We start from the raw sequence: 25,599 nt of genomic DNA, 5'->3' as shown, positions 1-25,599 counted from the left end.
TCGATGGCAAAGCACACACAAAAGGACATTTCGTTGTTCGACCGCGCGCTCGTCGCACAGGCGTCACGCGGCGCGTTTGGCAAGCTCGATCCGCGTCTGCTGTCCCGCAACCCGGTAATTTTCGTCACGGCCGTGGTCGCGCTGCTGACGACATTCGTCTTCGTCCGCGATCTCGTTACAGGCGCGGCAACGGCCGGCACCGTCGGCCAGATCGCCTTCTGGCTCTGGGTGACGGTGCTGTTCGCCAACTTCGCCGAAGCCATCGCCGAGGGCCGTGGCAAGGCGCGGGCGGACAGCCTCCGCGCCACGCAGTCCGAGACCCTGTGCAAGCGTCTTGTCGGAAACGCAGCCGCACGCGACGACTTCGAGATCGTGTCGAGCACGTCGCTCCGCAGGGACGATGTGGTTCTGGTCGAGGCTGGCGGGCTGATCCCGGCCGACGGGGAGGTGATCGAGGGCATCGCCTCTGTCGATGAATCGGCGATCACCGGCGAGTCCGCGCCTGTGATACGCGAATCCGGGGGCGACCGGTCAGCGGTCACGGGCAGCACCCGGCTCGTCTCGGATTGGCTGGTGGTCCGCGTCACCGCCGAACCCGGCAAGAGCTTTCTCGACCGGATGATCGCGATGGTCGAGGGAGCCGAGCGCCAGAAGACGCCGAACGAGGTCGCGCTCAACATCCTGCTCGTCGGCATGACCATCATCTTTCTGCTGGTTGTGGCAACGTTGGAGCCCTTCGCCCTCTTCTCGGGCACGACGATTCCGGTCGCGTTCCTTGCCGCATTGCTCGTCACCCTCATTCCCACGACCATCGGCGGGCTCCTGTCGGCGATCGGCATCGCCGGGATGGACCGGCTGGTGAAAGCCAATGTCATCGCGAAGTCCGGCCGCGCCGTGGAGGCGGCCGGCGATGTCGACACGCTGCTGCTCGACAAGACCGGCACCATCACCTTCGGCAACCGCATGGCGGATGCCTTCGTGCCCTTGCCAGGTGTCGGCGAGCGCGAACTGATCGAAACGGCCCTGCTCGCCTCCTTTTCCGACGAGACACCGGAGGGAAAGTCGATCGTCGACCTGGCTCGCAAGGTGCTCGGCGGGGAGATCGATGCGCTTCGGGAGCGGGTTCGGGTCTTCGTGCCGTTCAGTGCGCAGACGCGCATTTCGGGCGCGGACCTGATGGATGGTTCCGAAATGCGCAAGGGCGCGAGCGATGCCATCCTCCGCCACGTCGAGACCGGGCCCAGCGCGAATCTGGCGCGCATCGTCGAGAGCATCGCCAAATCTGGGGGAACGCCCCTTGTGGTAGCGCGCGAAAGGCGGATTCTCGGCGTCATCCACCTCAAGGACATCGTCAAGCCGGGCATTCGCGAGCGCTTCACCGAACTGCGGCGGCTGGGGATCCGGACCGTGATGATCACCGGCGACAATCCGATGACGGCCGCGGCCATCGCCGCCGAGGCCGGCGTCGATGATTTTCTCGCAGAGGCGACACCGGAAAGGAAGCTGGAGCTGATCCGCGCCGAGCAGGCGCAGGGCAAACTCGTCGCCATGTGCGGCGACGGTTCCAACGATGCGCCTGCGCTTGCTCAGGCAGACATCGGCGTCGCCATGAACTCCGGCACGCCGGCTGCCCGGGAGGCCGGCAACCTGATCGACCTCGACAGCGATCCCACCAAGCTCATCGAGGTCGTGCTGGTCGGCAAGCAGCTACTGATCAGCCGCGGCGCGCTGACGACGTTCTCGATCGCCAACGATGTGGCGAAGTACTTCGCCATCCTGCCGGCCCTGTTCATCGCCGCCTATCCCGGGCTTCAGGCGCTCAACATCATGGATCTGTCGAGTCCGGCCAGTGCCATCCTGTCAGCCGTGATCTTCAATGCGCTGGTCATCGTCGCGCTGATCCCGCTCGCCCTGCGCGGCGTGCGCTATTCACCGGCGACGGCGGGCGAGATGCTTCGGCGCAATCTGCTGATCTACGGACTTGGCGGACTGGTGGTGCCATTCGTCGGCATCAAGATCATCGACCTGGCGGTCTCCGCGCTCGGTCTGGCGTAGGAAGGAGCCGGCAATGCTCTCGCAGTTGCGACCCGCGATCGTGCTGCTTGCGATCATGACTTTGGTGACCGGCGGAGCCTATCCGCTCGCGATAACGGCCGCCGGGCAGGCGCTGTTTCCTCACCGGGCAGGCTCAAGTCTGATCTCCCGGAATGGAGTGGTGGTCGGGTCCGAACTGGTCGGACAGGCGTTCACGCGGCCGGAATACTTCCACGGTCGCCCCTCGGCCGTCGGTTACGACGCAGCCGCCTCCGGCGGCACGAACCTTGCGCCCACGAACATCGAGCTGATCGAAGCCGTTGCAGGGCGAGCGCGGCAACTCGCCGCGGAGACCGGGGTGCACCGCGTGCCGATCGACCTCGTCACGTCATCCGGCAGCGGGCTCGATCCGCACATTTCCCCGGAAAGTGCCTATCTTCAGATCGTGCGTGTCGCCGGGGCGAGAGATCTGCCGGCGAGCGAGCTTCGCCGGTTGGTCGACATGCATGTCGAAGCGCCGCTCTTCGGCGTATTCGGCGAACCGGGTGTCAATGTATTGAAGCTGAACCTGGCGCTCGACCAGCGCACCGCTCCGGGAGATGAAACGGGACCAACGGATGGGGCCAGCACCGTCAAGTGAGAGTCGGCCCGAGCCCGATGCTCTGCTCGCGGAGGCGGGAAAGGAAGGCCGCGGAAGGCTGAAGATCTTTCTCGGCTCCGCACCGGGGGTCGGCAAGACCTATGCGATGCTTCAGGCCGCGCGGACACGCGCGGCCGAAGGCACCGACGTGGTCGTCGCCATCGTCGAGACCCATGGCCGTCAGGAAACGGAACGATTGCTGCGGAACCTGAGCGTGCTGCCGCGCCGCTCCCATTTCTACCGCGGGCGCATTCTCCACGAGATGGATCTCGAAGCGCTGATCGAACGCGGGCCGCAAATCGCTCTGATCGACGAACTGGCTCACACCAACGCACCCGAAAGCCGGCACGAGAAGCGCTGGCAGGATGTCGAAGACGTGCTGGCTGCCGGCATCGACGTCTACACGACCCTCAACATCCAGCATCTGGAGAGCCTCAACGACATCGTCGCGCGCATATCGGGGGTACGCGTGCGCGAAACCGTACCCGACAACGTTCTGGAACTCGCCGACGAGATCGAACTGATCGACCTTCCGCCGGAGGAGCTGATCGAGCGCCTGCGCCAGGGCAAGGTCTATCTGCACGACCAGATCGCCCGTGCCATCGAGAACTTCTTTTCAAAGGGCAATCTCACAGCGCTCAGGGAACTGGCCATGCGCGTGGCCGCCGACCGTGTGGACGCGCAGATGATCGCGCATATGAAGTCGCACGCGATCAGCGGACCGTGGCCGACGCAGGATCGCGTCATGGTCTGCATCAACGAGGCGCCCGTGGCGAAGCCTTTGGTGCGGGCCGCAAAGCGCATGGCTGACAGGGCGCGCGCGCCCTGGCTCGCCCTCAACGTGGTCACGTCATCCAGGGAAAGCCTGTCCGAGGCGTCCAAGGATCGGATCGCCGAAGCGTTGCGGCTCGCCGAGGCGCTCGGCGCCGAGATCGCGAGCGTGAACGCCGGGTCCGACATCGCCGGCGAGATCCTTGAGTTCGCCCGGTCTCGCAACGTCACGAGGATCCTGATCGGCCGGCCCCGTCCGCGCCGGATGTTCGCAAGCTTTACCCGCGAGACGGTGGCCGAGACGCTGGTCCGCAAGGGCGAGGACTTCGAGATCACCCTGATCGCCGCCGACCAGGACGAGGCAAGAAAGGCTGCAATCCGGGCCGGGCGGGTTGAGGTCGAGCGCGATCCCAGGGCGTATCTCGCGGCCACCGGTATCGTCGCCTTCGCCGCCGCGACGGCTTTCGTGATCGAACGTGTTTTTCCGGTTGCCAGCCTGTCGCTCGTCTTCCTGACAGGTGTCCTCGTCACCGCGACCCGCTTCGGCCTCTGGCCTTCGCTCTACGCCGCGACGGTGAGCTTCTTCACCTACAACTTCTTCTTCACGGAGCCCTACCGCACCTTCATCATGCACCGGCGGGACGACATCCTGACGTTGGTACTCTTCTACGTGGCGTCGATTCTGGCCGGCAATCTGGCCGCCCGGCTGCGCAATCAGGCAATTGCCCAGCGGGCGATCGCCAGGCGTACCGCCAGCCTCTACGAGTTCAGCCGCAAGCTCGCCAGCGCCGCGTCCTTCGACGATGTCGTCTGGACCGCCGTCAGCAATGTCGGAGCGATCCTGCGATGCCAGACGGTCGCGCTCATGCCGGGCGCCGGTGACAGGCTGGAGATCAGCGGAGCCTTTCCGCCCCTGGACGAGCTCGACGCCCGCGACCATGGCGCAGCGCTCTGGGCCTGGGATCATGGGGAACCCGCCGGCCGGACGACGGCCACGCTCCCGTCGTCAAACTGGCTTTTCCTGCCGCTCAGGACGGCGCAGGGGACCCAGGGTGTCCTGGGCATCAAACCCGAGGACCGGCGATCGCTGAGCCCGAACGACCTGCGCATCCTCGATGCCCTGGGCGACCAGGTGGCCATCGCCGTCGAGCGCACGCGGCTCGTCTCGGACCTTCAGGACTCGCGCATCCTGTCGGAAACGGAACGGCTGCGCTCGGCGCTGCTGTCCTCGGTCAGCCATGACCTGCGGACACCGCTGGTGTCCATCATCGGGGCGGCCAGTTCGCTGATCGAGGCAGACGAAGTGCTGTGCAGCGATGGCCGCCGGCAACTTGCCGAGACGATCAGGGAAGAGGGCGACCGCCTCAATCGCTACGTCCAGAATCTCCTCGACATGACGCGGCTGGGATATGGAGCGTTGAAGCTCAACCGCCAGCCGAGCGATGTCCGCGAGCTTGTCGGCGCGGCCGTGCGGCAGCTCGGGCCGGAACTGAAGAGGCACACGCTTATCCTTGACGTCGCCGACGATCTGCCGCCTGTGGATGTCGACCCGATACTGATGCAGCAGGTCTTTGCCAACGTGCTCGACAATGCCGCCAGGTATGCGCCGATCGGCTCCAACGTTACCGTCACGGGAGCAACGGGCGGTGACGCCCTCGTGATCGCAGTGAGCGATCAGGGACCCGGCATCCCGCCGGCGGATCGGGAGCGCGTCTTCGACATGTTCTACCGCGTGCGCGCAGCCGACGGACAGCGCGCCGGCACGGGGCTGGGACTTGCGATCTGCAAGGGCATAGTCGATGCGCACGGCGGCGGCATCCGCGCCGGGCCGGCGGTTGCCGACGGTACCGGTACACGCATCGAGATCAGACTGCCGCTCGCAGCCGGCACGAAGCGCTCCGCATGAGCGCGCTCGCCCGCATCCTCGTTGTCGACGATGAAGCCCAGATCAGGCGTTTCCTGCGGGTGGCCCTGGAGGCCCACGCCTACGCGGTGTTCGAGGCGGCGACCGGCCTGGAGGCCGTGCAGAAGGCGGCGACCGAAGATCCGCACCTCATCGTGCTCGATCTCGGGCTTCCCGACATCGACGGCAAGGCCGTCATCGCAAAGGTCCGGGAGTGGTCCCAGACGCCGATACTGGTGCTGTCCGTCCGTCAGGCCGAGGCCGAGAAGGTCGAGGCGCTCGACGCGGGCGCGCAGGACTACGTGGTCAAGCCCTTCGGCATCAAGGAGTTGCTGGCACGCATCCGCAGCCTGCTGCGTGACCGGTCGGCGTCGGAGGATGCCGGTGTCCATGCTGCCGTGGCGATCGGCAACCTGCATATCGATGTCGCCGCGCACGAGGTTCGCAAGGACGGCAAACCGCTGAAACTCACCCGAAAGGAGTTCGACGTGCTGTGGACCCTCGCCCGGCATGCAGGGCGCATCGTTACGCACAAGGCGCTGCTGCGCGAGGTCTGGGGCAAGGCGCACGAGCACGATACGCAGTATCTGCGGGTGTTCATTCGCCAGCTCCGCCGGAAGCTGGACGACGACCCGGCCAGTCCCCGCTACATCATGAACGAACCAGGCGTCGGGTACCGGCTGCTCGAACCCTAAGCGAAGCGGATGCAACCCCGGCCACAGGCAGGACGGCCAGGGATCCCACAACCCCGCACTGGAAGCGACGACAGGTCCCGATCCGGCGGAAGCCGTCCCTCGGCGAGGCCCCCTGCATCGACGCCTTCGCGCAATGGCGATAGGCTCGCGTCGTAACGGCAACAGGGGGGAAACACATGTGGTACGGACAAGTCGAGGGAACGGAAATCGTAACCCTCGATCCGCGGTTCGCTGACTGCTTTGCCGGTCATGTCCGCGTCGAGCGGCTATGGACGGGCGCGCGCTGGTGCGAAGGCCCGGCCTGGTTTGCGGCCGGGCGCTATCTGGTCTGGTCGGATATTCCCAACAACCGGATGATGCGGCTCACCGATCCAGGTGACCAGGTCTCCGTCTTTCGCGAGTCCTCGAACAACTCGAACGGCAACACGGTCGACAACCAGGGCCGGCTCGTCACCTGCGAGCACCTGAGCCGTCGGGTCACCCGAACCGAGGTCGACGGATCGATCACGGTCCTGGCCGACAAATGGCAGGGCCGGCGCCTGAATTCGCCCAACGACGTCGTCGTCAAGTCGGACGACTCGATCTGGTTCACCGACCCCTCCTACGGCATCGACACCGACTACGAAGGCGATCGCCAGGAACAGGAAATCGACGGCTGCTTCGTCTTTCGCATCGATCCCAGGAGCGGTTCGGTGGCTCGCGTGGTAGGCGACATGGTTCGTCCGAACGGCCTCGCCTTCTCGCCCGACGAGAAATACCTGTACGTCGCCGACACCGGCGCCACGCATCTCGCCGACGGTCCGCGCCATATCCGGCGCTTCACCGTGGGTGCCAACGGCAAGAGCCTTAAAGGCGGCGAGATCTTTGCCGAATCGGGTTCCGGCCTCTTCGACGGGTTCCGGGTCGACTGGCAGGGCCGTATCTGGACCAGCACGGCGGAGGGCGTCCACTGCTACGATGCCGACGGCACTCTGATCGGCAAGATCCTGATTCCGGAGATCGTCGCGAACGTCACGTTCGGCGGGGTCAAGCGGAACCGCATGTTCATATGCGGGACGACGTCGCTCTACTCGATCTATCTGACGACCAACGGTTCCAGGCCCGGCTGACGGGTCGGGGCCCGCCTGGCCGGCCAGCCCGAGAGAACCCACCCGTCGCCGCCGAGGCCGGAGCAAACGCACCGGCTGTCGCTGTTCGTTCCTGCGGCCGGACTACTTCTGCTGTGGATACGTGCCGCCCCATACGCGCTGGTATCGGGTATAGATGTTGACGAGGTCCAGATGCTTCAATGCCGCCCCGAAGACGGCGGTCTGGCCCTCGGCGGGCTTCCAGGGACTGTGCAGTTCCACGATCCCGAGGCAGTCGATTGCGTCCTGCTGCTGGGAGCGGAAGACGCGAACCTGAGCGGTCTCCGGCCGCTCTTCATAGAGCGTCCGCAGACCGTCCACGATCTCCGTCATCAGCGTCTCGGTGACTGCCCGGAAGCGCCAAAGGGCGACGCGGGAGCAGGCGCCATTGTCTCCGAAGAGAGCCTTTCCGGGGTAGATCTGCGTTGCTTCCGCGCGATACTGCCCCCAGACATGGCCCATGATCCGGTCCGTCCAGCGGGAATAGTTGTCACCTGAAATGTTGGCGTAGCCGGTGCCCCGCATGACTTCCAGGTCGGACAGGTCGTACATCGCGGCGTAGCGGGGCCAGCCGTCGATGCAGACGATGCGGTTGGCCGTCAGGAAGCCTTCGATCGACCGGCGCTCGGGGAAGTGCTCGGAGTCGTACCATTGCTGAAACTCGTCCTCCAGACTGGCGGGCGGCTCCATCATCGCAAGCATCAAACCCCTGTTGTCGGTGGCTGCTACACTCATCTTCTAGAGGCTCCGGCTGAATGACGGACTCCGCCTCCATCCCACTCCCGGGAGGGCCGGCGCGTCGTGCTTCTGGGATCCGGGCGGGCGCCCGACACGGATCGCTAGATGACAGACTGATTATAGATCTGTCAATAAGAGCGGCGGCGGGCCGTCGGCTTTGACACGGAAGCGGGTTAGTTTATTAAGTGCTAAACAAAGGCCGTCGTGCCGAATCGGGTACTTGCAAGGACGTGAGCGAATGAATGAGGTGCTGTGCCAACCGCCGCGAACAACGGCGACTCCCCCGAAGTTCAGGGCGCCGGCAGGGGCGTGCGACTGTCACAGCCATATATTTGGTCCGGCGGAGAAATATCCGTTCGTGAAGGATCGCAGCTTCACCCCGCCGGATGCCTCTTGCGAGAGCTACGACGCGATACTGAAGGCCCTGGGGTGCGACCGGGCGGTCATCGTTCAGGCAAGCGTGTACGGATCAGACAACAGCCGCCTGACGGACGCCATTGCCGAAATGGGTGCGGATCGGGTCCGCGGCGTGGCGATGATCGAGGCGACGGCGAGCGAGCAACACATTCAGGGCCTGCACGACGCGGGGATCCGGGCCGCGCGCTTCATCACGACGGCGCGCGGCGGCCCGCGGGTCGATCAGCTGCCCGAAATCGCAGCCAGGGTCGCCCCCTTCGGCTGGCATCTGGAAGCCTACATGCCGTCGAGAGAGTGGGTGGATCTGCTGCCGGTCCTGGCCGGGATTCCGGTCCCGATGGTCTTCGATCATCTTGGCGGGGTTCCCGCCGACGCGGGTGCGGATGATCCCGTGGTCAAGGGAATCCTGGACCTGGTGGACAAGGACAAGGCCTGGATCAAGCTGACCGGCTACCGCAACTCTTCCGCCGGTTTCCCCTATGCGGACGTCGCCGGTCTGGCGCGCACATTCGTGGACCGGGCGGCGCATCGCTGCGTATGGGGGTCGGACTGGCCGCACACCGCCGTCGAAGGCCGGATGGTCGATGACGGTCAGCTTTTCGACCTCCTCGCCGACTGGGCGCCGGATCCGTCGGTTCGCAAACGGATACTGGTGGACAATCCGGCCGAACTGTACGACTTCGCCCCACTTTGACGGGGAAAGAGCGAGATATCCGGGGCCGGACACAACGACATGGTTGCAACGACACCCAGCAGTGAGGCACCGCGCCGCCGTCGGCGAATGTCGTGGGAGGAGCGCGAGCGGGTCATTATCGAAGAAGCGACCGCCTATTTCGCCGAGCAGGGTCTCAGCGCCGGAACGGCCGAACTCGCGCGGCGGATCGGCATCACGCAACCCCTCCTGTACCGCTACTTCTCGACGAAGGGGGCCCTCATCGACCGGGTCTACGAGGAGCTTCTGCCGGCAAGTAGGTATCCGGCGTGGGAGCGGTTGCTGGACGACGATTCCATCCCGCTGCGCACCCGCCTCAGGACCTTCTATGGCGAGTATTTCCATCAGGTCCTGACCTACGAGCATGTCCGGCTGTTCCTGTACAGCGGACTGGCCAACAACATCTACAACGCTCGCCACTACGACGTGCTGACCAGGCGAATCTTTACGAGGATCGGCAGGGCGATCCGGCGCGACATCGGGGGACGGGACGACGGTTCGGAGTTCAGTCCTCTGGAACTGGAAGTGGTGCAGTCGATTCACGCGGCTATCTTCCACACCGCCTATCGCCGATGGGTGCACGGCGAGCAGTTGAGCGACGATCTGGACGCGTTGATCGCCACGAAGATCGATCTGTGCCTGGATGGCGCCGACTCCGCCCTGAGGTGGGCCCTGAAGGTCTCGATGCCGTAGCGGGCCGGGCGACGACGCAAGCGATTCAGCCCGACTAATTTAATAGTTGCTAAAATACCGCTTGCGTTTTAAATGATAGAACAATAATTAAGGAGACGGAGCGCTCGCGGTCCCGCTGGTTCCGCCGCTTGAAAGAATCCAGGAGGAAACACCCATGGGAATTCAGAAGAAGCTGGGATTGGCCGGTTGCGTGGTCGCAGCCGTCATATCCCTTCCGTTGATGGCGGCAGCGGCCGATCCGATCGCCATAAAGCTCGCAACGAACAGCTCCGGCACGGACGACGACGTCTACACCATCGCGGCGAACAAGTTCACGGAAGCTCTGGAAGAGGTGGCGCCCGGACAGTTCGAGGTCACCTACTATCCGAACCGCCAGCTCGGCGACGAAAAGGAACTGATGCAGGGCTTGCAGCTCGGCACCGTCGACATGGCGATCGTCACCAATTCGACCGCCGCGAATGTCGCGCCGCAGCTGGCGGTCAACGATCTGCCCTTCCTGTATTCGAGTCAGGAGCAGGCGGCGGAGATTCTGGACGGCCCGCTTGGCGAGAAGCTGTTTGATGCGCTGGAACAGAAGAACATCATCGGTCTGTCCTTCTGCGAATCCGGCTATCGCCAGATGATCAACAACGCAAAGCCGATCGAGACGCCGGAAGATGTGGTCGGCGTGAAGTTCCGGGTCATGCAGAGCCCGCTTTTCATCGACATGTTCCGCAACCTCGGCGGCGCGGCAGTGCCGATGGCCTGGGGCGACACGGTAACGGCGCTGCAGCAGGGAACCGTCGACGGCCTGGAGAACGCGGCCTGGACCATTCCGGCCTTCAGCCTGGACGAAATCACCAAATATCTCTCGCTGACCAATCATATCTACACCGTGGCCCCGCTGATGATGTCGAAGAGCTTTTACAGCCGGCTCAGCAGCGAACAGCAGGAGGCCATTCACAAGGCCGGCATGCTTGCCTGCGAGCGGCAGCGGGTGATCAGCGCCCAGCATGAGCGCGACATCATCGAGGGTCTCAAGGCTAGCGGCAAAATGCAGGTCAATGAGGTCCAGGATATCGGTGCCTTCCGCGAGAAGATGGCGCCGCTCTACGAAGAATACCGCGATCGCGTCGGGTCGGACCTGCTCGACCAGTGGCTCGCAGCAGCCAAGGGATAATGGTTCCGCGGGAACTGCCGGCGGGCGATTCCACGCCCGCCGGCAGTATCCTGTAGATCCGCGAATCTCCCGGGCCACGAAATGTCGGTCTCGATGTCGGTCGTCAAATATGTCGACTTGGTCAGCAAGGGCGTGTCGAAGGTGTCCGCGGCCGTCGCCGTTATCCTGACTGCCGGGTTCCTGCTTTCTCTGCTCGCGCAGGTCTTCTTCCGCTACGCCCTGAACGACCCGCTGTCGTGGTCGGAAGAGATCGCGATGTTCCTGTTCGTCTGGGCGGTGCTGCTGCTGTCGAGCGTCGGGGTGCGAGAGGGCTTCCACATCCGCCTGTCCTTCTTCATCGACAGCCTCCCCAGCGACCGCTGGCGCTCCGCAATGGAGGGGATGATCGAGTTGACGATCGCCGGTTTCGGGATCTTCGTCGTCGAGGCCGGGCTCCGCCTGGTCGACCTGACCTGGGACAACACGTCGGCCGCCACGGGATACCCCGTCCAGTATCTCTACAGCGTCGCTCCGGTCTGCGGGGCGCTGATCGTATTGCATGCGGTCGCGCGTCTTCTCAACCGCCTCGCGGGAAGGGAAACGACATGACCGGTGCCGATTGGATCCTCACCGCCGGCATCACCGTCCTGTTGGTGCTGGGCGTTCCCTTCGCCTTCGCAATCGGCATCGGCGTGGTCCTGGCGCTGCTGGTCTCCGGTATCGATACGATTGTCGCAATCCAGTATTCCGTGTCCGGAATCGAGGTCTACGCACTGCTTGCCGTGCCCTGCTTCATCCTTGCGGGCGACATCATGCATACGGGCGGCCTGTCCGGCCGCCTGGTCGAGCTCGCCATGGTCACGGCGCGCTACCTGCGCGGCGGGCTCGGCATGGTCGCGGTCCTGTCGGCGACCTTCTTCGGGGCAATTTCGGGCTCGGCTCCGGCGACGACTGCTGCCATAGGCAAACTGACGATCCCCGAGATGGAGAAGCGCGGCTACTCCAAGTCCTTCGCGGCGGCGCTGGCGGCGGCGTACGGCCCGATAGGCATCATGATCCCGCCGTCGATACCGATGGTGATCTGGGGCATCATCGCCAATGTCTCGGTTCCGCGCCTGTTCCTGGCGGGCATCGTGCCGGGCCTCCTCCTGTGCCTGGCTCTCATGACCATGTGCAATGTCTACGCGCGCCGGATCGACCTGCCGCGCGACTCGCGGCGGTTCAGCTGGAACGAGTTGGGCAGGGCATTGTGGGACAGCAAGTGGGCCCTGCTGGCGCCGGTCATTATCCTCGGCGGCATCTACGGCGGCATATTCACGCCGACCGAGGCCGGCGTCATCGGTGTCCTCTACGGCCTCATCGTCGGCCTGTTCATCCACCGGGAGCTGAAGCTGGCGGATATCCCGGCGATCCTGCTGCGCTCGATGCGCACCACCGCGGCGATCATCTTCATCGTCGCGCTATCGACGGCATATGGCTGGCTGATCGCGCTGGAGAAGGTGGCAGATCGGCTGGGCGCGGCAATCGCCCAGTTCTCCGACGAAAAGGTGATCGTGCTGCTGGTCCTGAACGTCGTGCTGCTGCTCGTCGGCGCACTGATGGACACCATCGCCATCATGATCGTGTTCTCGGGCTTCCTGATCTCCATCGGCACGCAGCTCGGTCTCGACCCCGTCCACCTGGGAGCGATGATCGTCGTCAATCTCGGCATCGGCCTGGCGACCCCGCCTTTCGGCTACACGCTTTTCACCGCGGCCGCGATCAGCGATGTGCCCCTCGGCCGGATCAACCGGATGCTCTGGCCGCTCATCGCTGCGGAGATCGCGGTGGTCGTGCTGATCGCCCTGGTGCCCGAACTCAGCCTCTGGCTGCCCAATCTGGTCTACGGCTGAGCGCCTTCACTCCTTGCCCTCGTCGGTGTCGGGGCCATCCTGGTTGACCGGCGTCACCGGACCCCGGCGCGGCTCGGCCAGGTCGGTCGCTCCCGTCGTGGCGGTCCGGTCGCGGGCCTCTTCCGGCGCGATCCTCGCCTTGTCGCCGTCTTCGTTGATCACGCGCATCGGCGGCGCGTTGCCTTGCTTGTCCTCGCCCATGTACAGGGTGACGTGCGGGAACGGGATCTCGATGTTGCGCTCGTCGAACACCTCCTTGATGATCTCGTTGTAGGCCCGGCCGACGCCCCACTGGCTGCCCGGTGGTGTCTTGATGCGGGCGCGCACGACGACCGAGGAATCGGCGAACGCCGTTATGCCGTGCATCTCCAGGTCGCCGATGATCGAGGCGCCGTGCTCGGTCTCCTTCAGCTTCTCGAACGCGTCGAGCATCGCCTGCTTCACCTCCGGAATGCTTTCCCGGTAGGCGACGCCGATCTCGGCGACGTGGAAGCTGTATCCCTTCATGAAGTTGGAGACCGCATCGACCGACGAGAACGGGATCAGGTGCAGCGTCCCGTCGAGCGAGCGCAGCGACACGGAGCGGATGGACAGCGCCTCCACGACGCCGGTGATCCCGCCGGCGGTGACCACGTCGCCGGTATTCATGGCGTTCTCGAACTGGATGAAGACGCCGGTCACCACGTCCTGGACCATCTTCTGGGCGCCGAACGAGAAGGCGAGCGACAGCACGCCGACCGAGGCGAGCAGCGGTCCGATGTTCACCCCGATCTCGGACAGGACCAGCATGAAGACGATCACGCACAGGACGATCGTGAAGGCGTTCCTCAGCAGCGACAGGAGGGTGATCTCGCGTGCCGTCGGCGGCCGCCCGGCACTGGGATTGAGGCGATACTCGACCCAGGACGTGACGGTCAGGTAGATCGCCCCGCCGATACCCAGAACGATCAGCACCGAAAGGATCTTGCCGAGGAAGCCCTGTCCTTCCTCCGAGCCGATCCATTCGAGTACCTGCAGGAGGTTCCAGGCGTCGGCGATCGTCAGCAGCACCGCAACCAGCACGACGAGACGAACGGCCTTGAGGACAGTCGGCACGAAGGCGTTGAGACGGGATTCCAGCAGCGGCAGCCGCTGCTTCACGTCGTCCGGCAGCCGCAGTCCCAGGGAGATCGCCCGGGACACGAAACCCGTGACCAGGACGCCCACCACGATCGCCGCCAGCGACTCGGCCGTCGCACGCAGCATGAACGGCAGGGCTTCCTCCGGATTGACGCTCCACACCACGAAGAAGGCGATCAGGTAGAGGATCGCGATCTGGTGCCAGTGGTTTCCAAGGAAGGCGAAGAACCGGCCGAGCGCGTCGGTCTTGCCGGCCTCCATCCGCCGGTGCAGGAAGGCCCGGACCCGGCCCTTGTTCTGCAGGATGATCAGGATGGTCATGACGACCGCCGTCAGCACGACGAGCACCTTCACCGCACCGGAGAATCGGGGTGATATCTCGGCGGCCGCGACCGGCACCACGAACAGGAGGCCGTAACCGACAAGGCTGACGACGCGGCTGAGCCAGAAGTACCAGTAGGCTGCTCCGGTATCGCCGAGCGGGATCAGGCGCAGCGCCGGGTACGCCGGCATCAACAGGAGTCGGCAGACCAGCTTCACGGCTTCTATCGCGATGAAGGCATTGAGAAAGAGCGTCTGATAGATGCTCATCTCGCCGCGGCTGCCGAAGAAGAGCGAGAACACGTAGCCGGCCAGCCATGCGAGCACGATGGTTGCCGCTTCCACGAGCAGCGTCGGCACGAGATACATGACGCGTGCGACCCAGCGCCTGCCTTCCGCGCGCCGCGCGAACATCTGCAAGGGAGCCCGGGAGAGCAGGCGCAGCAGCACGAATGCGCCGAACACGACGGCCACCGAAAGGCAGAGATTGAGCACCGTACGGCCCAGCCGCATCGTATCGATCTCGCTGGTGTCGGACAGCGCGTCGCCCAGATCGGCACCGACGCGTCCCAAGGTGGTCACGAGCTCTGCGGTATGATTGGCGATCGAGCGGGTGTATTCGGCCGCGATCCGCGCAGGGCCGAGATCCTCGCTTTCGGCAGGCGCCGCTTCGGGTGCAGGATCCGCCGCCGCCGTCTCCTTCAGCTTGGCGATGAGTTCGGCGCGCGCCTGGTCGTTCTCCAGGATCTGGATGAGCGACTGAACCGATCCCGCCGGGGCTTCGACGCCGGAGCCGTCCGATGGAGCGCCTGCCGCGGCGCCGCCCGGCGCCTCGGGCGGCGCTCCCTCCTGCGCCGACACGCTGCCGATCAGGAGGGCACACGTAAGGAGGAAGGCAGTAAGGATGCAGCGCATGGGTCGATCGTATCCGTAGGGGGCGGTATTGGCTGACGCGAGCGCCAGCGCACTCGACACGTAAGGGCATTGCGACGCCGACAGCATGCCGCAGCGGTCGACGCCAGCTTGTTGCCGCGACTCTGGCGGATTCGCTTCACGCAAGCAAATATCCGGGCGACAGACATGAAACCGGTTGGGGTATGTGACGAAACGGAAGCCCCGTTGCCGCGAGCGTAGCCGACGATATTGGTCTGTCGAACCCTGCAGCGAAGAATTCAACGGGTTCCTTGTGCGGGCCGTGAAGGTGAAGCCCGTCACGCCGTGAAATGGACTGGCGTATTCGAACGGACGGGGCGTCCCGTCTTTTTCGATACTCCGAAAGTCCTGGCCGTCGATCGTTGTACTGGCGGTCTTCCGGCCGGCGGCGGCAGCTCAGTCGGGCATGAACGTGGTCTGGGCGATGTGGCGTACGCCCCCGTTCATCTGGATGGGGTCGTCGGCGCGGTTCATGTAGTAGATCGCCAGGACACGTCCGGGCTCATGCTCGATGATCCGCGGATAGCCGAGATCCCAGCTTCCGCCATCGTCGCGCAGGATGATCTCGCCTCCCCATGTGGCTCCGAAATCCTCCGAGACCCTTGCCCGGATGCCGGGGGGATTGACCCTGTAGCCGTAGACGCAGACCACGCGGCCGTCGCGAAGCTGGACCAGGTCGCCAGGCGCACCCCATTCGCTGACGCGCGACAGGTAGTGCCAGGTAAGCCCGCCATCCTCCGACCGGTAGATGTCGGTCCAGATCACGTTGCGCGCATCCCGCTGGAAGCGGACGGACGCCAGTATCCGTCCGTCCTGCATCGCGATCAGGCGCGGGTAGAACTGCCCGATCGCGCCGAAGATGAAGTTCCCCTCGCGGCGGCTGAGCGACTGCGAGTCGTCCGGCCGCGGGGTGATGAAGGAGACGAAGTGCCACTCCGTCCCGTCGCGGCTGCCATAGACGAGCGGTCGGTTGACCCAGCCGTCGTCGGTCGTCATCGCCAGCCCGATCAGGTTCATGCCGTCGCTTCGGACCATCGACGAGCCGCTGCCGGAAAGAGCGGGAAAGCCTCCCATCGGCAGCAGGATATGGCGCCGCCAGGTGCGGCCGCCGTCGGTGGAGGCCCGCAGCCAGGCCTGGCTGTCGGGCTTTAGAAACGCCGGAACGGCTCCGGACATGATCAGCGTGTCGGGGCTTGAGAAATCCAGGGGCCCTTCGGTGCGGTAGTCGCGCGGACCTTGAGACAGGATCTCGGTGGCATTGATGTCGAGCCGGTGGACGTGGACCAGATCGTCATCGTTCCAGCTGGCGCCGTTGTCGCCGGAGCGGATCAGGACGAGGTCGCCGCGGCGATAGGTCAGCCGGTCGTGGGCGATCTCGGCCTCGTCGCGATAGCTTGCGGCGACCATCTTGAAGCCGGCCACGAGGTCGCCGTTGGCGACCCGCCACAGTCCGCAGTAGAACGGCCAGCCGCAGAAGGCGTCCTCGCGCCGAATGACGATTTTGTGGTCGGCGTCGCGCGCCGGTCTGGGGGCGGGCAGTCTGAACGGCATGTGGGCTTGTGGTCTCCGGTGGCCACGTTCGCGTCGGCTGTCAGTCTTCTTCCGCGAGAAGCTCCCGTCGCTTCCCGAGAGCCGGCAGCAGCGCCGAGCCGAGCACGACCAGCGTCACCAGAAGGAGCGCCAGCGTCAGCGGGTCGCTGAGGAACACCAGGACGTTGCCGTGGCTCAGGATGAGGCCGCGGCGAAGATTGTCTTCCAGCATTCCGCCGAGCACCAGTCCCAGCAACAGCGGCGCCGGTTCGAACTTCAGCTTGTGCAGCACATAGCCGATGACCCCGAACAGCGCGACCTGGATGACGTCCGAGGGTCGCGAGTTCACCGAGTAGATGCCGATGCAGCAGATCAGCACGATCATCGGGAACAGCAGGCGATAGGGCACCTTGAGGAACTTCACCCAGATGCCGATCAGCGGCAGGTTGATGATGACGAGCATCAGATTGCCGATCCACATCGATGTGACGACGCCCCAGAACAGGTCCGGGTGGAGGTCTATCACCTGCGGGCCGGGAACGACCCCGTGCAGGGTCATCGCGCCGCCCACCAGCGCCATGGTCGCGGTCGAGGGAAGACCGAGGGTGAGAAGCGGGACGAACGTCGTTTGCGCTGCCGCGTTGTTGGCGGACTCCGGGCCCGCGACTCCCTGGATCGCGCCCTTTCCGAAACGTTCGGGGTGCGATGAGACCCGCTTTTCAAGGACATATGAGGCAAAGGAGGAGAGCGTCGCCCCGTTACCGGGGATGATGCCGACGATCGCCCCGAGCAGCGAGCCGCGGGCTATGGCGCCCGCGGACTCGCGCATGTCCTTGCGGTCCGGGAGCAGGCCGCCGACCACGTCTCCCGCGAAGGGACGACGTTCGGGGTTCTCCAGATTGCGCAGGATCTCGGCGATCCCGAACAGTCCCATGGCGAGGATGGCTATTCCGAATCCGTCGTAGAGATCCTGGCTGCCGAACGTCAGGCGCGGCTCCGCGGTGATCTGGTCCGCGCCGACCATCGCCATCGTCACTCCGATCAGCAGCATGCAGAACGCCTTGAGCAGCGACCCCCCGGCGAGCACGATCGCCAGGCTCAGGCCCAGCACCATCACCGCGAAATAGTTGCCTGCCGTGAAGCCGAGCGCCAGACGCGACAGGGGGACGGCAATTCCGGCGACGACGAGGGTGGCGAAGGTTCCGGCGATGAAGGAGCCGATTGCCGCAATCCCCAACGCCTTGCCCGCCCGCCCCTGGCGCGCCATCGCATGGCCGTCCAGCGTCGTCACCACGGACGATGACTCGCCCGGCATGTTGACCAGGATCGCCGTGGTCGAACCGCCGTACTGCGAGCCGTAGTAGATCCCGGCGAGCATGATCAGCGAGCCGATCGGCTCGGCATTGTAGGTGATGGGAAGCAGGATCGCGATGGTCGCCAGCGGGCCGATGCCCGGCAACACGCCGATCATCGTCCCGACGAGGCAGCCGACGAGGCACAGCAGCACGTTCTGGACCGACAGGACGACGGAGAACCCGAGGATGAGATGGTTGAAGAGTTCAGCCACGCAGCGCCTCCGGAACGCCGAAGAAGATGACGTAGAAGGCTGCCGCGACGGAGCCGTAGACCAGGTAAAGGACCCTCACAGCCGCATCGAGCCCGAAGGAGGGCGGGATCATGTTCTCCAGACCCCTCGGAAACACCGGGATCGGCACGCCGAGGAGATCGGAGAAGACGAGGAGGGCCGCCGCGGTCAGCCCGAAGGCCAGCACCAGGAGCTCCTTCAGGTTCGCCTCCGGCGTGGCCAATCCGGCTATGAGGACGGTCGAAGGCCCCACCACCATGATGCCGAACCGAGGAGTGGTGAGAAACCAGAAGTCGCCGCCCCGGATGAACAGGGCGAACAGGAAGATCGCAATGGTCAGTATCAGCGGCGGGCGCAGCGCGAGCGTCAGCGGCTCCGCTTCCCCGGGGCGCTGGAACAGCCCGTGCACGAGTACCGCGCCGCCGGCCAACAGCAGAATGCCGGCGAGCACTCTCGGCATCGCCCCCGGTCCGAAGTTGGTGATGTTGCCGACGGCAAGGCCGATCGCGCCGTACCAGATCAGGCCGGCAATGAAGACCATCACGGCCCCGCCGATCACGTCGACCCGGGCATAGCGCGGCACCGTGCGCGATCCGTGCGGGCCCGTCGGTTCAAGTTCCATCGTTGGTTCCTGGATCGGGATCAGTCCGGACGATTGGCAGACGCCTCGAGGCGCTGCCCTTGAGGGGATGTCCGGCAGGCCGGAGGTCCTCGGCCTGCCGCACGACAGTCGAACCGACTTGAGATCCGGTCCGCTACTTGCCCGAACCGGTCTCGTCGATCAGGGTCTTCCAGCCGTTGATCTGCCGCTGGATGAAGTCCTCGGTTTGCGCGACATCGTAGTCCCGGAACTCGATCGCGAGTTCCTCGTAGCGATCCTGGACGGCCTTCGTCTGCAGCGCTTCGCGGGTCTTGGCGTTCAGGTATTCGACGATCTCCATCGGCGTGCCCTTCGGGACGAAGAGCGTCACCCACGAGTCGATGAAGTAGTCCTTCACGCCGGCCTCGTCGATCGTCTGCACGTCAGGTAGCGCGGGGGACTTGTCGGGACCGGTCATGACGATCGGGGTCACGTCGCCCGAGCGGATGAACGGCAGCGCCGAGGCAAGATCGACGATGGTTCCCGAGGCACGCCCGGCAATGATGTCGGTCATCGCCTCGACCATGCCCTTGTAGGGGACCGGCGTCATCTTGAGGCCCGTCTTCACCTCCAGGCCCTTGCGCGCCATTTCGCCGACGCCGGTCCAGCCGGCGTAGGTCAGCTCGCCCTCGTGCTCCTGTCCGTATTCGATCAGTTCCGGCAGCGTCTTGATGCCGAGATCGTTGGCCACGACCATCACGTAGGGCGTATACCCGATCTGGGCGACGGGCTGGAGGTCGTCCATCGGACTGTAGTCGGCGGCGGGATTGGTGAACGGATTGATGGTGATCGTCGAGGCAACCCCCATCACCACCGTGTAGCCGTCCGGCTCGGCAGCGATCCCCTGCTTCGTCCCGATCACGCCGGCCGCGCCCGCGACGTTCTCGACGATGATGCGCTCGCCGATGAGCGGCGCCATCGCCTCGCCCCACAGGCGGGTCTGGGTGTCGGTGCCGCCGCCGGCGCCGAACGGCACGACTGCGGTGATCGGCTTGTTCGGATAGTCGTTCGCCGATGCGCTGGCGGGGGCGAGGGCGAGTGTCGCGGTGACGAGCGCCGAGGCCGCGGCGAGGGTCAATGCACCGCGGCGGAGAGCCAAGGTCGATGTGGTCATTTCCGTGTCCTCCCAACTGTAGACGTCGTGTTGTCGCCGCCGGCGATGCTCGGTTCGGATCGCCGAAATCCCTGCGCGATCAAAGCCCGGCGGTCACCGGTTCCCGGCCGCGCGGCGCGGCGTCAATGGGTCGACGCTATAACAACTCGGTGCGCGACCCGGTGCCCGTGCGTGTGATTTTCGCACGATGAAACCGCCGGAACATGCAGCTCCCGTCCGGACGTGCAGGCTCAGCGCTGGGCGCCCATGACGTTGAGAATCGCCCCCGTGACGAGCGAGGCCTTGTCGGACAGCATCCAGACGATCGCCTCCGCGACCTCTTCGGGTCTGCCGGCCCGGCCGAGCGGCGTCAGCGTGGCCGCCTGGGTCAGCCTGTCCGCCTGGCCGGTCTTGGCGTGGATCGGCGTGTCGACCATGCCCGGCCGGATCGCGTTGACGCGGATGCCGTCGCGCACGACCTCGGCGGCGATGCCCATGGTCATCGTGTCTACCGCGGCCTTCGAGCCGGCGTAGTGGATGAACCGGCCGGGGGAGCCTGTGAGAGCGCCGATCGACGAGACGTTGACGATCGCACCGCCCTTGCCGCCGTGCTTGGTCGACATCCGCTTCACCGCTTCGCGGCAGCAAATCAGCACGCCGGCGGTGTTGACGGCGAGGATTCCCATTGTTTCCTCAAAGGTATAGTCCTCAACGGCACGGTGCTTCGGGCTGTTGATGCCGGCATTGTTGACGAGGCCGGTCAACGGTCCGAAGGCCTTGTCGGTCTCCTCGAACATGCGGACGATGTCGGCCTCGACGCCCATGTCGGCGCCGACCGCGATCGCCTTGCCGCCCAGGGCCTCCACCTCGGCGGCGACGCCTTCGGCCAAGTCCCTGGAACTCTTGTAGTTTACGACGACGCTGGCGCCGGCGGCGCCGAGGATGCGGGCGGTGGCGGCCCCGATGCCGGTGCTTGCGCCGGTGACGATTACGACTTCCTGCACGGGATTTCTCCGTGGTGACGGTGCGGATGGATGGCAGCGAACTTCCGCTCGCGGGCGGAAAGGCGGTGCCAGAGTAGGGAAAATCCGCAGGCGGCCGCACCCGCTTCCCGGCGCTATTTCGGCCGCCGAAACGACACCGATGCGGTGCCGTCGCAGTGCCGACAGTGCGTCGTCAGCGTTCCGTCAGTCTGTCGTCGGTGTGCCTATTGCGGTTGCCGCGTCCTGCTGCGCGAGCCAGGCGCGCAGGCCCTGGATCGGCGTGACGATGCACTCGGGCGCCTCGGGAGTCTCGCAGCAGCGCTGCAGGTCGGCGACGTCCTTTTCGTAGATGCGGCGCCACTCGGTGTAGGGCAGCTCGTTGCCGAGCGGCATCCAGGCGGAATGGGGATAGGTCGACGCCCAGGCGTCGAACGGGTCGGGCGGCGACTCGTAGATCGTTCCCGGCCGGGCGCCGAAGCGGCCGTGCGGGGCCTGGCCGATCGACTGGAGCATCTTTGCCGGCTGCTCGCCGAAGGTCGGGATCAGCTGGTCGCCGCAGGTGTTGAGCGAGCCGATGCGGTGGCAGCCGGTGCAGGTGTTGCCGCGCGTCGAGATGGCGTGCGGCTTCGGCCACTTCGCGAACGGGCCGCCGACATCGACGGAGTGGAAGCCCCACGGATCGGCCGGCAACTGGCCGGTCTGCGAGACCCAGGGGGTGCGCATCCACGGATCGCTGTCGTGGCAGTAGATGCAGCCGTCGCCGGCAATCTCCTGCGGGGTCGCCCACAGCTCCTCCGCCGAGACCTCGCCCGGCGGCGGCGTCAACTCGGTCGGCGGCGGGACGCGGCTGCCGTCCTCACCGTTTGGATCCTCGCCGAAGTCCTTCGAGATAAAGAAGCAGGTGCTGCCCGTCCTGACGTTGTGCATGATGATTTCGATGGAGTCGAACTGCGGGTCGTCGACCGGGCGGATGTACATGCGCCGGCACAGCAGAACCATCTGGATGTCGTCGTCGCGGTGGACCTTGATGCGGCTGTAGGGTGCGCACTGGCCGTCGGTCTTGTCGGGATAGGGCAGGTAGGCCGGGCGGTCGCACTGCATGTGCGGCGTGTAGTTGTCCGGCGTCCTGCCGTTCACGGTCACCGGAATGAGGTCGAGGTCGAGGCAGGAGAACACCGGCGCCTCGGCGATCAGCTCGGCGCAGTCGGCGCCGTATTCGTGAATGGTGTAGGCATCGTCCTGGGCAGCGGCGCCGCCGGCGAGTGCCGCCAGGGCCCCGGCGAGCAGGACGGCGACGATCCCCTTCACGGTCCCGCCCCGACCACGCATCACGTCACCAGTCCCGGCGTATCCAGCACGACCTGCCGGATCGCGCGGTAGTAGCGCACGTAGCCGGTGCAGCGGCAGATGTGCTCGCCGACCGCGTCGGCGATGGCGGCGTCGACCGCCTCGGCCGGAATCGGCTGGCGCTTCAGGCGGTCCAGCAGCGCGTACGCGCCCATAAGAAAGCCCGGGCAGCAATAGCCGCACTGGAACGAGAAGTTGTCGAGGAACGCCTGCTGCAGCGGATGCAGGCCGTTGTCGTCCTCGAGCCCCTCGACGGTGGTGACCACCTGCCCGTTGATGTCGGAAAGCGGGGTGGTGCAGGCGCGGATCGCGACCTCGTGCGCGCCGGGCACGCGGGCGAGCGAGACGGTGCAGACGCGGCAGACCGCGATGCCGCAGCAGAACTTGGTGCCGGTCAGGCCGAGGTCCTCGCGCAGGAAATCGACCAGCATCATGTCGGCATCGATGCCCGACCGGCTGACGCGCTCGCCGTTCAGGGTGAAGTCCAGGTCGATCGTATCCATCATCCCCTCCAGGCCGCCCGGACGCGTTCCGGAGTGATCGGCAGCTGCCGGAACCGTACGCCCGTCGCATGGGCGACCGCGTTGGCGATCGCCGGAGGGATCGGGATCATGCCGACCTCGGCGATGCCGCGGGCGGGCGCATCGTCGGATTCCGGCGGGAGTATCACCTTCTCGACCCGGCCGAGGCCGACATCCCGGGCCAGCGGCACGTTGTAGCGATGCAGGTTCCACAAGCCGTCGCCGCCGCCATCCTCGTAGGCGGGAATGTCCTCCAGCAGGGCCTGCCCGAGACCCATGGCGAAACAGCCGTCGAGCTGGCCCTCCAGGAGATCCTGCTGCCGCACCTTGCCCGGCCCGAGATAGTGCACCGCCTCGTCGAGCCTGACCTCCCCGGTCCGGCGGTTGACGGTGACCGAGGCCAGGCAGGCGCAGGCGCCGAAGCTCTGGCCGTTGCCCTCATAGGTGCTCTCGACGGTGAAGAGCTTCGCGTTCTTGCGGTCGATCAGGTCGCGGCCCGTCTGTCCGCCGCGGCGGACCGACAGGGCGTCGATCTGCCATCGGTGGGTCTCGGCGCCGATGGTGTAGTCGGCCTCGATCCAGCGGCCGCTGTAGAAGGCGTGGATCATCGCCGATACGACATGACCCTTTTCGTGGGCCTGACGCGCCAGCGCCGGCAGCGGAATGGCCTGGCGGCCGTCGGCGGCAAGCGCACCGTCCTCCCAGCGGATGTCGGCGACGCTCACCCCTTCCGCGCCGGCTCCCCACAGTTCGCGGGCCGCGGGCAGGAGGCCGCTCGCCAGCAGCACAGAGCAGGCCTGCTCGACGCCATGCACCCATTTCGACGAGGTCGAGGAGGCCTTGGTCGATTCGTGGATCAGCGGCGTCCAGCGCGGATTGTCCGGCTGCATCTCGAAGCTCTGCTCGAGCTGCAGGGCCTCGAAGGGGTCGAGGTAGCCGGTCTTCACCTCGGTGGCGTTGGCGCCGAGGTGCGTGGCCGTCGCAATGGCCAGCGTGGTCGCCGAACCGTTGCCCATGTCGATCACGTTGGTCGTCACGGTGATCCTGCCGTCCGGATCGATGGCGACCTCGTCGAGCGCCGCGTCGGCGCCGGTTCCGTAGTTCTTCATGGTGATCGCGAAGCCGACGCCGTAGGCGACGTCGCTGCCGGCCGCCGCCGCGTGACGGGCGTCGCGCTCCCGCCAGAGCCGATGCGCCGCGGCCCGGTCGCACATTTCCGGAAGGCCGGGGGGCGCGTTGGGCGCGCCGGTGTCGACGGCCTCGCCTTCCAGAAGGACGTTTGCCCGCCGCAGCGCGATCGGGTCGACGCCGATCTCGGCGGCAAGCTCGTCCACCATCGTCTCGATGGCGAACTGGCTCTGCACCGCGCCGAAGGCGCGTATCGAGCCGGCGGTGATCGCCCTGGTCTTCAGGGCGCGCGACCAGATGTCGACGTAGGGGACCCCGTAGGGACCGGTGCCGTTGATGCCGGAGACCTGCGCCACGAAGGTGCTGACGTTCCGCCGGCCGCCGCCGTTCAGGTAGATGTAGTTGCGAAGCGCCCTGAACTTGCGGTCCTTGTCGACCGCCATGGACAGATCGCAGCGCGACGCGTGCCGCTTCATGCCCGCCTGGAACTGCTCGAAGCGGTCGTTGATGATCTGGACGGGCCGGTCGGAATAGGCCGCGGCCAGAGCCAGGAAGAGACACAGGATCGAGGTATCGCGACCGCCGAATCCGCCGCCGGGATACGCGGCGAGGAAGTTGACCTTCCTGACGCCGATCCTGCACAACGGGCCGGCGAAAATCTCTGCCGCCGCCGTCACGTCATAGCTGGGCGATTGGGTGCCGATCAGCATGTGCAGCGTGGCGGTCTCGCGGTCGAGCCAGGCAAGACCCGATTCCGGCTCCATGAACATCGGATCGATGACCTGGGTCTCGTAGGTCCGGTGCAGCGTCGTCCAGCCGCGCTCCTCGGAACTCGCGATCATCTCCCGGATCCTGTCGACCCAGCCCATCGCCTCGATGTCGCGCGGCGTCCTGGCCTCTTCCGGCCGCACGGGACCGCCGCCAACCTGCGAAAAGGTCTGCTCGTCGCCATTTTCAGGTTCGGCGTGAATGATGCTGGTTTCCGGCTGGTAGTATGTTTCGGGCCGGATCGGCATCTCCTCGCCGAAGCTCAGTCCCTGCAGCACGTCCGACCGGATGGCGCGACGGGCCTTATCCATGGTGAAGAAATCGTCGTAGTAGAGGAGGGCGACCTCCTGGCCCAGATAGTCGGGCACCTTGCCGGCAGGCAGCAGATAGTCGCCCTCCGGGTAGTCGTCCTCGGCGATGCCGATATGATCGCGGGCCAGGTCCTCGGCCGTGATGGTCGATTTCGGCTGCAGCGCCTGCGGCAACCGCCCCAGGTCGAGGCCGTGGAAGGTGCGGTTGGCGACCGGCGTCCGCATGACGAGCACGACGTCCTGCTCGTCCGGCCAACCCTCCAGGTCGCGGGCGTGGAAGTCGCGGGCATAGGTCTTCCGGCCGGTGACCTTGCGCAGGCCGTCGATGCGGAACCTGGCCTTGCCCGGCCCCGCCTGCCAGTCGGGCGGCGGTGCGACCGTCGCGGCTTTCGCCTCGTTCGATCCTGCAACCGGTCTGAGAAGATGAATCGGGCTCACCGAAATGGCGAGCCCCGCCACGGTCGTCGCGAGAAACTCACGGCGCGTCGTCTTCACCAGGTTCCCCTCAAACCTGCAGCCGTTTCCAGGACGGCCTTTCACCGGGGAACCGTACATTGGAT

The 25,599-nt window shown here is 65.8% G+C and carries 20 protein-coding genes; 10 read left to right on the top strand and 10 right to left on the bottom strand.

Translation table 11 applies throughout. The features are described from left to right. The first annotated feature begins 3 nt into the window (after window positions 1–3). From kdpB to V3328_RS21140, 5 genes are all read left to right on the top strand, one after another. Complete coding sequence (gene kdpB / locus V3328_RS21160) at window positions 4–2,055, top strand: potassium-transporting ATPase subunit KdpB (RefSeq protein ID WP_340331705.1); 2,052 nt, start codon at window positions 4–6, stop codon at window positions 2,053–2,055. 13 nt (window positions 2,056–2,068) lie between these two features. Continuing rightward, window positions 2,069–2,674: a potassium-transporting ATPase subunit KdpC gene (gene kdpC / locus V3328_RS21155; protein WP_340331704.1), complete on the top strand. Its 606-nt coding sequence runs from the start codon at window positions 2,069–2,071 to the stop codon at window positions 2,672–2,674. Then, window positions 2,652–5,351 (top strand): ATP-binding protein, encoded by a 2,700-nt coding sequence (locus V3328_RS21150; RefSeq protein WP_340331703.1) that lies wholly within the window; start codon window positions 2,652–2,654, stop codon window positions 5,349–5,351. The genes kdpC and V3328_RS21150 overlap by 23 nt, the downstream gene beginning before the upstream one ends. After that, window positions 5,348–6,043 carry a response regulator gene (locus V3328_RS21145; RefSeq protein ID WP_340331702.1) on the top strand — a complete coding sequence of 232 codons (696 nt, stop codon included), beginning with the start codon at window positions 5,348–5,350 and terminating at the stop codon, window positions 6,041–6,043. The genes V3328_RS21150 and V3328_RS21145 overlap by 4 nt, the downstream gene beginning before the upstream one ends. Before the next feature lie 176 nt (window positions 6,044–6,219). Beyond that, a complete protein-coding gene (locus V3328_RS21140) occupies window positions 6,220–7,152 on the top strand; it encodes an SMP-30/gluconolactonase/LRE family protein (protein ID WP_340331701.1) in 933 nt (310 codons plus the stop codon). 102 nt (window positions 7,153–7,254) lie between these two features. On the opposite strand, the gene V3328_RS21135 is transcribed toward V3328_RS21140, so the two are convergent. After that, window positions 7,255–7,905, bottom strand: a complete 651-nt coding sequence (locus tag V3328_RS21135) for a hypothetical protein (RefSeq protein WP_340331700.1) — start codon at window positions 7,903–7,905, stop codon at window positions 7,255–7,257. A 241-nt stretch (window positions 7,906–8,146) separates the two neighbouring features. Here V3328_RS21135 and V3328_RS21130 point away from each other — a divergent pair, with 241 nt between their 5' ends. The 5 genes from V3328_RS21130 (at window position 8,147) to V3328_RS21110 (ending at window position 12,760) form a co-directional block, all read left to right on the top strand. Beyond that, the gene (locus V3328_RS21130) at window positions 8,147–9,019 is read left to right on the top strand and encodes an amidohydrolase family protein (RefSeq protein ID WP_340331699.1); all 873 of its coding nucleotides are present in this window, start codon (window positions 8,147–8,149) and stop codon (window positions 9,017–9,019) included. A gap of 39 nt (window positions 9,020–9,058) precedes the next feature. Continuing rightward, a complete protein-coding gene (locus V3328_RS21125; RefSeq protein ID WP_340331698.1) occupies window positions 9,059–9,730 on the top strand; it encodes a TetR/AcrR family transcriptional regulator in 672 nt (223 codons plus the stop codon). A 190-nt stretch (window positions 9,731–9,920) separates the two neighbouring features. After that, window positions 9,921–10,889 carry a TRAP transporter substrate-binding protein gene (locus V3328_RS21120; RefSeq protein WP_340331697.1) on the top strand — a complete coding sequence of 323 codons (969 nt, stop codon included), beginning with the start codon at window positions 9,921–9,923 and terminating at the stop codon, window positions 10,887–10,889. Between the two features lie 93 nt (window positions 10,890–10,982). Then, window positions 10,983–11,477 carry a TRAP transporter small permease gene (locus V3328_RS21115; RefSeq protein WP_340331696.1) on the top strand — a complete coding sequence of 165 codons (495 nt, stop codon included), beginning with the start codon at window positions 10,983–10,985 and terminating at the stop codon, window positions 11,475–11,477. Continuing rightward, a complete protein-coding gene (locus tag V3328_RS21110) occupies window positions 11,474–12,760 on the top strand; it encodes a TRAP transporter large permease (protein WP_340331695.1) in 1,287 nt (428 codons plus the stop codon). The genes V3328_RS21115 and V3328_RS21110 overlap by 4 nt, the downstream gene beginning before the upstream one ends. Before the next feature lie 6 nt (window positions 12,761–12,766). Here the strand turns inward: V3328_RS21110 and V3328_RS21105 are convergent, their stop codons facing one another. The 9 genes from V3328_RS21105 to V3328_RS21065 all read right to left on the bottom strand — a co-directional run bounded on the left by V3328_RS21105 (window position 12,767) and on the right by V3328_RS21065 (window position 25,534). Further along, the gene (locus tag V3328_RS21105; protein WP_340331694.1) at window positions 12,767–15,259 is read right to left on the bottom strand and encodes a mechanosensitive ion channel domain-containing protein; all 2,493 of its coding nucleotides are present in this window, start codon (window positions 15,257–15,259) and stop codon (window positions 12,767–12,769) included. A 270-nt stretch (window positions 15,260–15,529) separates the two neighbouring features. After that, complete coding sequence (locus V3328_RS21100; RefSeq protein WP_340331693.1) at window positions 15,530–16,684, bottom strand: sialidase family protein; 1,155 nt, start codon at window positions 16,682–16,684, stop codon at window positions 15,530–15,532. A gap of 40 nt (window positions 16,685–16,724) precedes the next feature. Then, entirely contained in the window at window positions 16,725–18,230 is a 1,506-nt protein-coding gene (locus V3328_RS21095) for a tripartite tricarboxylate transporter permease (RefSeq protein WP_340331692.1), read from the bottom strand. Continuing rightward, window positions 18,223–18,870: a tripartite tricarboxylate transporter TctB family protein gene (locus tag V3328_RS21090; RefSeq protein WP_340331691.1), complete on the bottom strand. Its 648-nt coding sequence runs from the start codon at window positions 18,868–18,870 to the stop codon at window positions 18,223–18,225. The genes V3328_RS21095 and V3328_RS21090 overlap by 8 nt, the downstream gene beginning before the upstream one ends. A gap of 133 nt (window positions 18,871–19,003) precedes the next feature. Further along, window positions 19,004–20,002 (bottom strand): Bug family tripartite tricarboxylate transporter substrate binding protein, encoded by a 999-nt coding sequence (locus V3328_RS21085; RefSeq protein ID WP_340331690.1) that lies wholly within the window; start codon window positions 20,000–20,002, stop codon window positions 19,004–19,006. 230 nt (window positions 20,003–20,232) lie between these two features. Then, window positions 20,233–20,985 (bottom strand): SDR family oxidoreductase, encoded by a 753-nt coding sequence (locus V3328_RS21080; protein ID WP_340331689.1) that lies wholly within the window; start codon window positions 20,983–20,985, stop codon window positions 20,233–20,235. A gap of 183 nt (window positions 20,986–21,168) precedes the next feature. Further along, window positions 21,169–22,293, bottom strand: coding sequence for a hypothetical protein (locus V3328_RS21075; protein WP_340331688.1), 1,125 nt, complete (start codon window positions 22,291–22,293; stop codon window positions 21,169–21,171). Then, window positions 22,293–22,814, bottom strand: coding sequence for a (2Fe-2S)-binding protein (locus tag V3328_RS21070; protein WP_340331687.1), 522 nt, complete (start codon window positions 22,812–22,814; stop codon window positions 22,293–22,295). The genes V3328_RS21075 and V3328_RS21070 overlap by 1 nt, the downstream gene beginning before the upstream one ends. Further along, entirely contained in the window at window positions 22,814–25,534 is a 2,721-nt protein-coding gene (locus V3328_RS21065) for a xanthine dehydrogenase family protein molybdopterin-binding subunit (RefSeq protein ID WP_340331686.1), read from the bottom strand. Before V3328_RS21065 ends, V3328_RS21070 begins: the two co-directional genes overlap by 1 nt. Window positions 25,535–25,599 lie beyond the last annotated feature (65 nt).

The organism is Microbaculum marinum (assembly GCF_037855135.1).
GTDB lineage: Bacteria > Pseudomonadota > Alphaproteobacteria > Rhizobiales > Tepidamorphaceae > Microbaculum > Microbaculum marinum.
Note: the sequence above shows the minus strand (reverse complement) of the source record. Positions and strands in the feature narration are given on the sequence as shown.

What these genes read in the sequence shown, in the direction of transcription:
- kdpB (WP_340331705.1), top strand. Translation starts at nt 4, where the DNA reads ATGGCAAAGCACACACAAAAGGACATTTCGTTGTTCGACCGCGCGCTC.
- kdpC (WP_340331704.1), top strand. Translation starts at nt 2,069, where the DNA reads ATGCTCTCGCAGTTGCGACCCGCGATCGTGCTGCTTGCGATCATGACT.
- V3328_RS21150 (WP_340331703.1), top strand. Translation starts at nt 2,652, where the DNA reads ATGGGGCCAGCACCGTCAAGTGAGAGTCGGCCCGAGCCCGATGCTCTG.
- V3328_RS21145 (WP_340331702.1), top strand. Translation starts at nt 5,348, where the DNA reads ATGAGCGCGCTCGCCCGCATCCTCGTTGTCGACGATGAAGCCCAGATC.
- V3328_RS21140 (WP_340331701.1), top strand. Translation starts at nt 6,220, where the DNA reads ATGTGGTACGGACAAGTCGAGGGAACGGAAATCGTAACCCTCGATCCG.
- V3328_RS21135 (WP_340331700.1), bottom strand. Translation starts at nt 7,905, where the DNA reads ATGAGTGTAGCAGCCACCGACAACAGGGGTTTGATGCTTGCGATGATG.
- V3328_RS21130 (WP_340331699.1), top strand. Translation starts at nt 8,147, where the DNA reads ATGAATGAGGTGCTGTGCCAACCGCCGCGAACAACGGCGACTCCCCCG.
- V3328_RS21125 (WP_340331698.1), top strand. Translation starts at nt 9,059, where the DNA reads ATGGTTGCAACGACACCCAGCAGTGAGGCACCGCGCCGCCGTCGGCGA.
- V3328_RS21115 (WP_340331696.1), top strand. Translation starts at nt 10,983, where the DNA reads ATGTCGGTCGTCAAATATGTCGACTTGGTCAGCAAGGGCGTGTCGAAG.
- V3328_RS21110 (WP_340331695.1), top strand. Translation starts at nt 11,474, where the DNA reads ATGACCGGTGCCGATTGGATCCTCACCGCCGGCATCACCGTCCTGTTG.
- V3328_RS21100 (WP_340331693.1), bottom strand. Translation starts at nt 16,684, where the DNA reads ATGCCGTTCAGACTGCCCGCCCCCAGACCGGCGCGCGACGCCGACCAC.
- V3328_RS21090 (WP_340331691.1), bottom strand. Translation starts at nt 18,870, where the DNA reads ATGGAACTTGAACCGACGGGCCCGCACGGATCGCGCACGGTGCCGCGC.
- V3328_RS21085 (WP_340331690.1), bottom strand. Translation starts at nt 20,002, where the DNA reads ATGACCACATCGACCTTGGCTCTCCGCCGCGGTGCATTGACCCTCGCC.
- V3328_RS21075 (WP_340331688.1), bottom strand. Translation starts at nt 22,293, where the DNA reads ATGCGTGGTCGGGGCGGGACCGTGAAGGGGATCGTCGCCGTCCTGCTC.
- V3328_RS21070 (WP_340331687.1), bottom strand. Translation starts at nt 22,814, where the DNA reads ATGGATACGATCGACCTGGACTTCACCCTGAACGGCGAGCGCGTCAGC.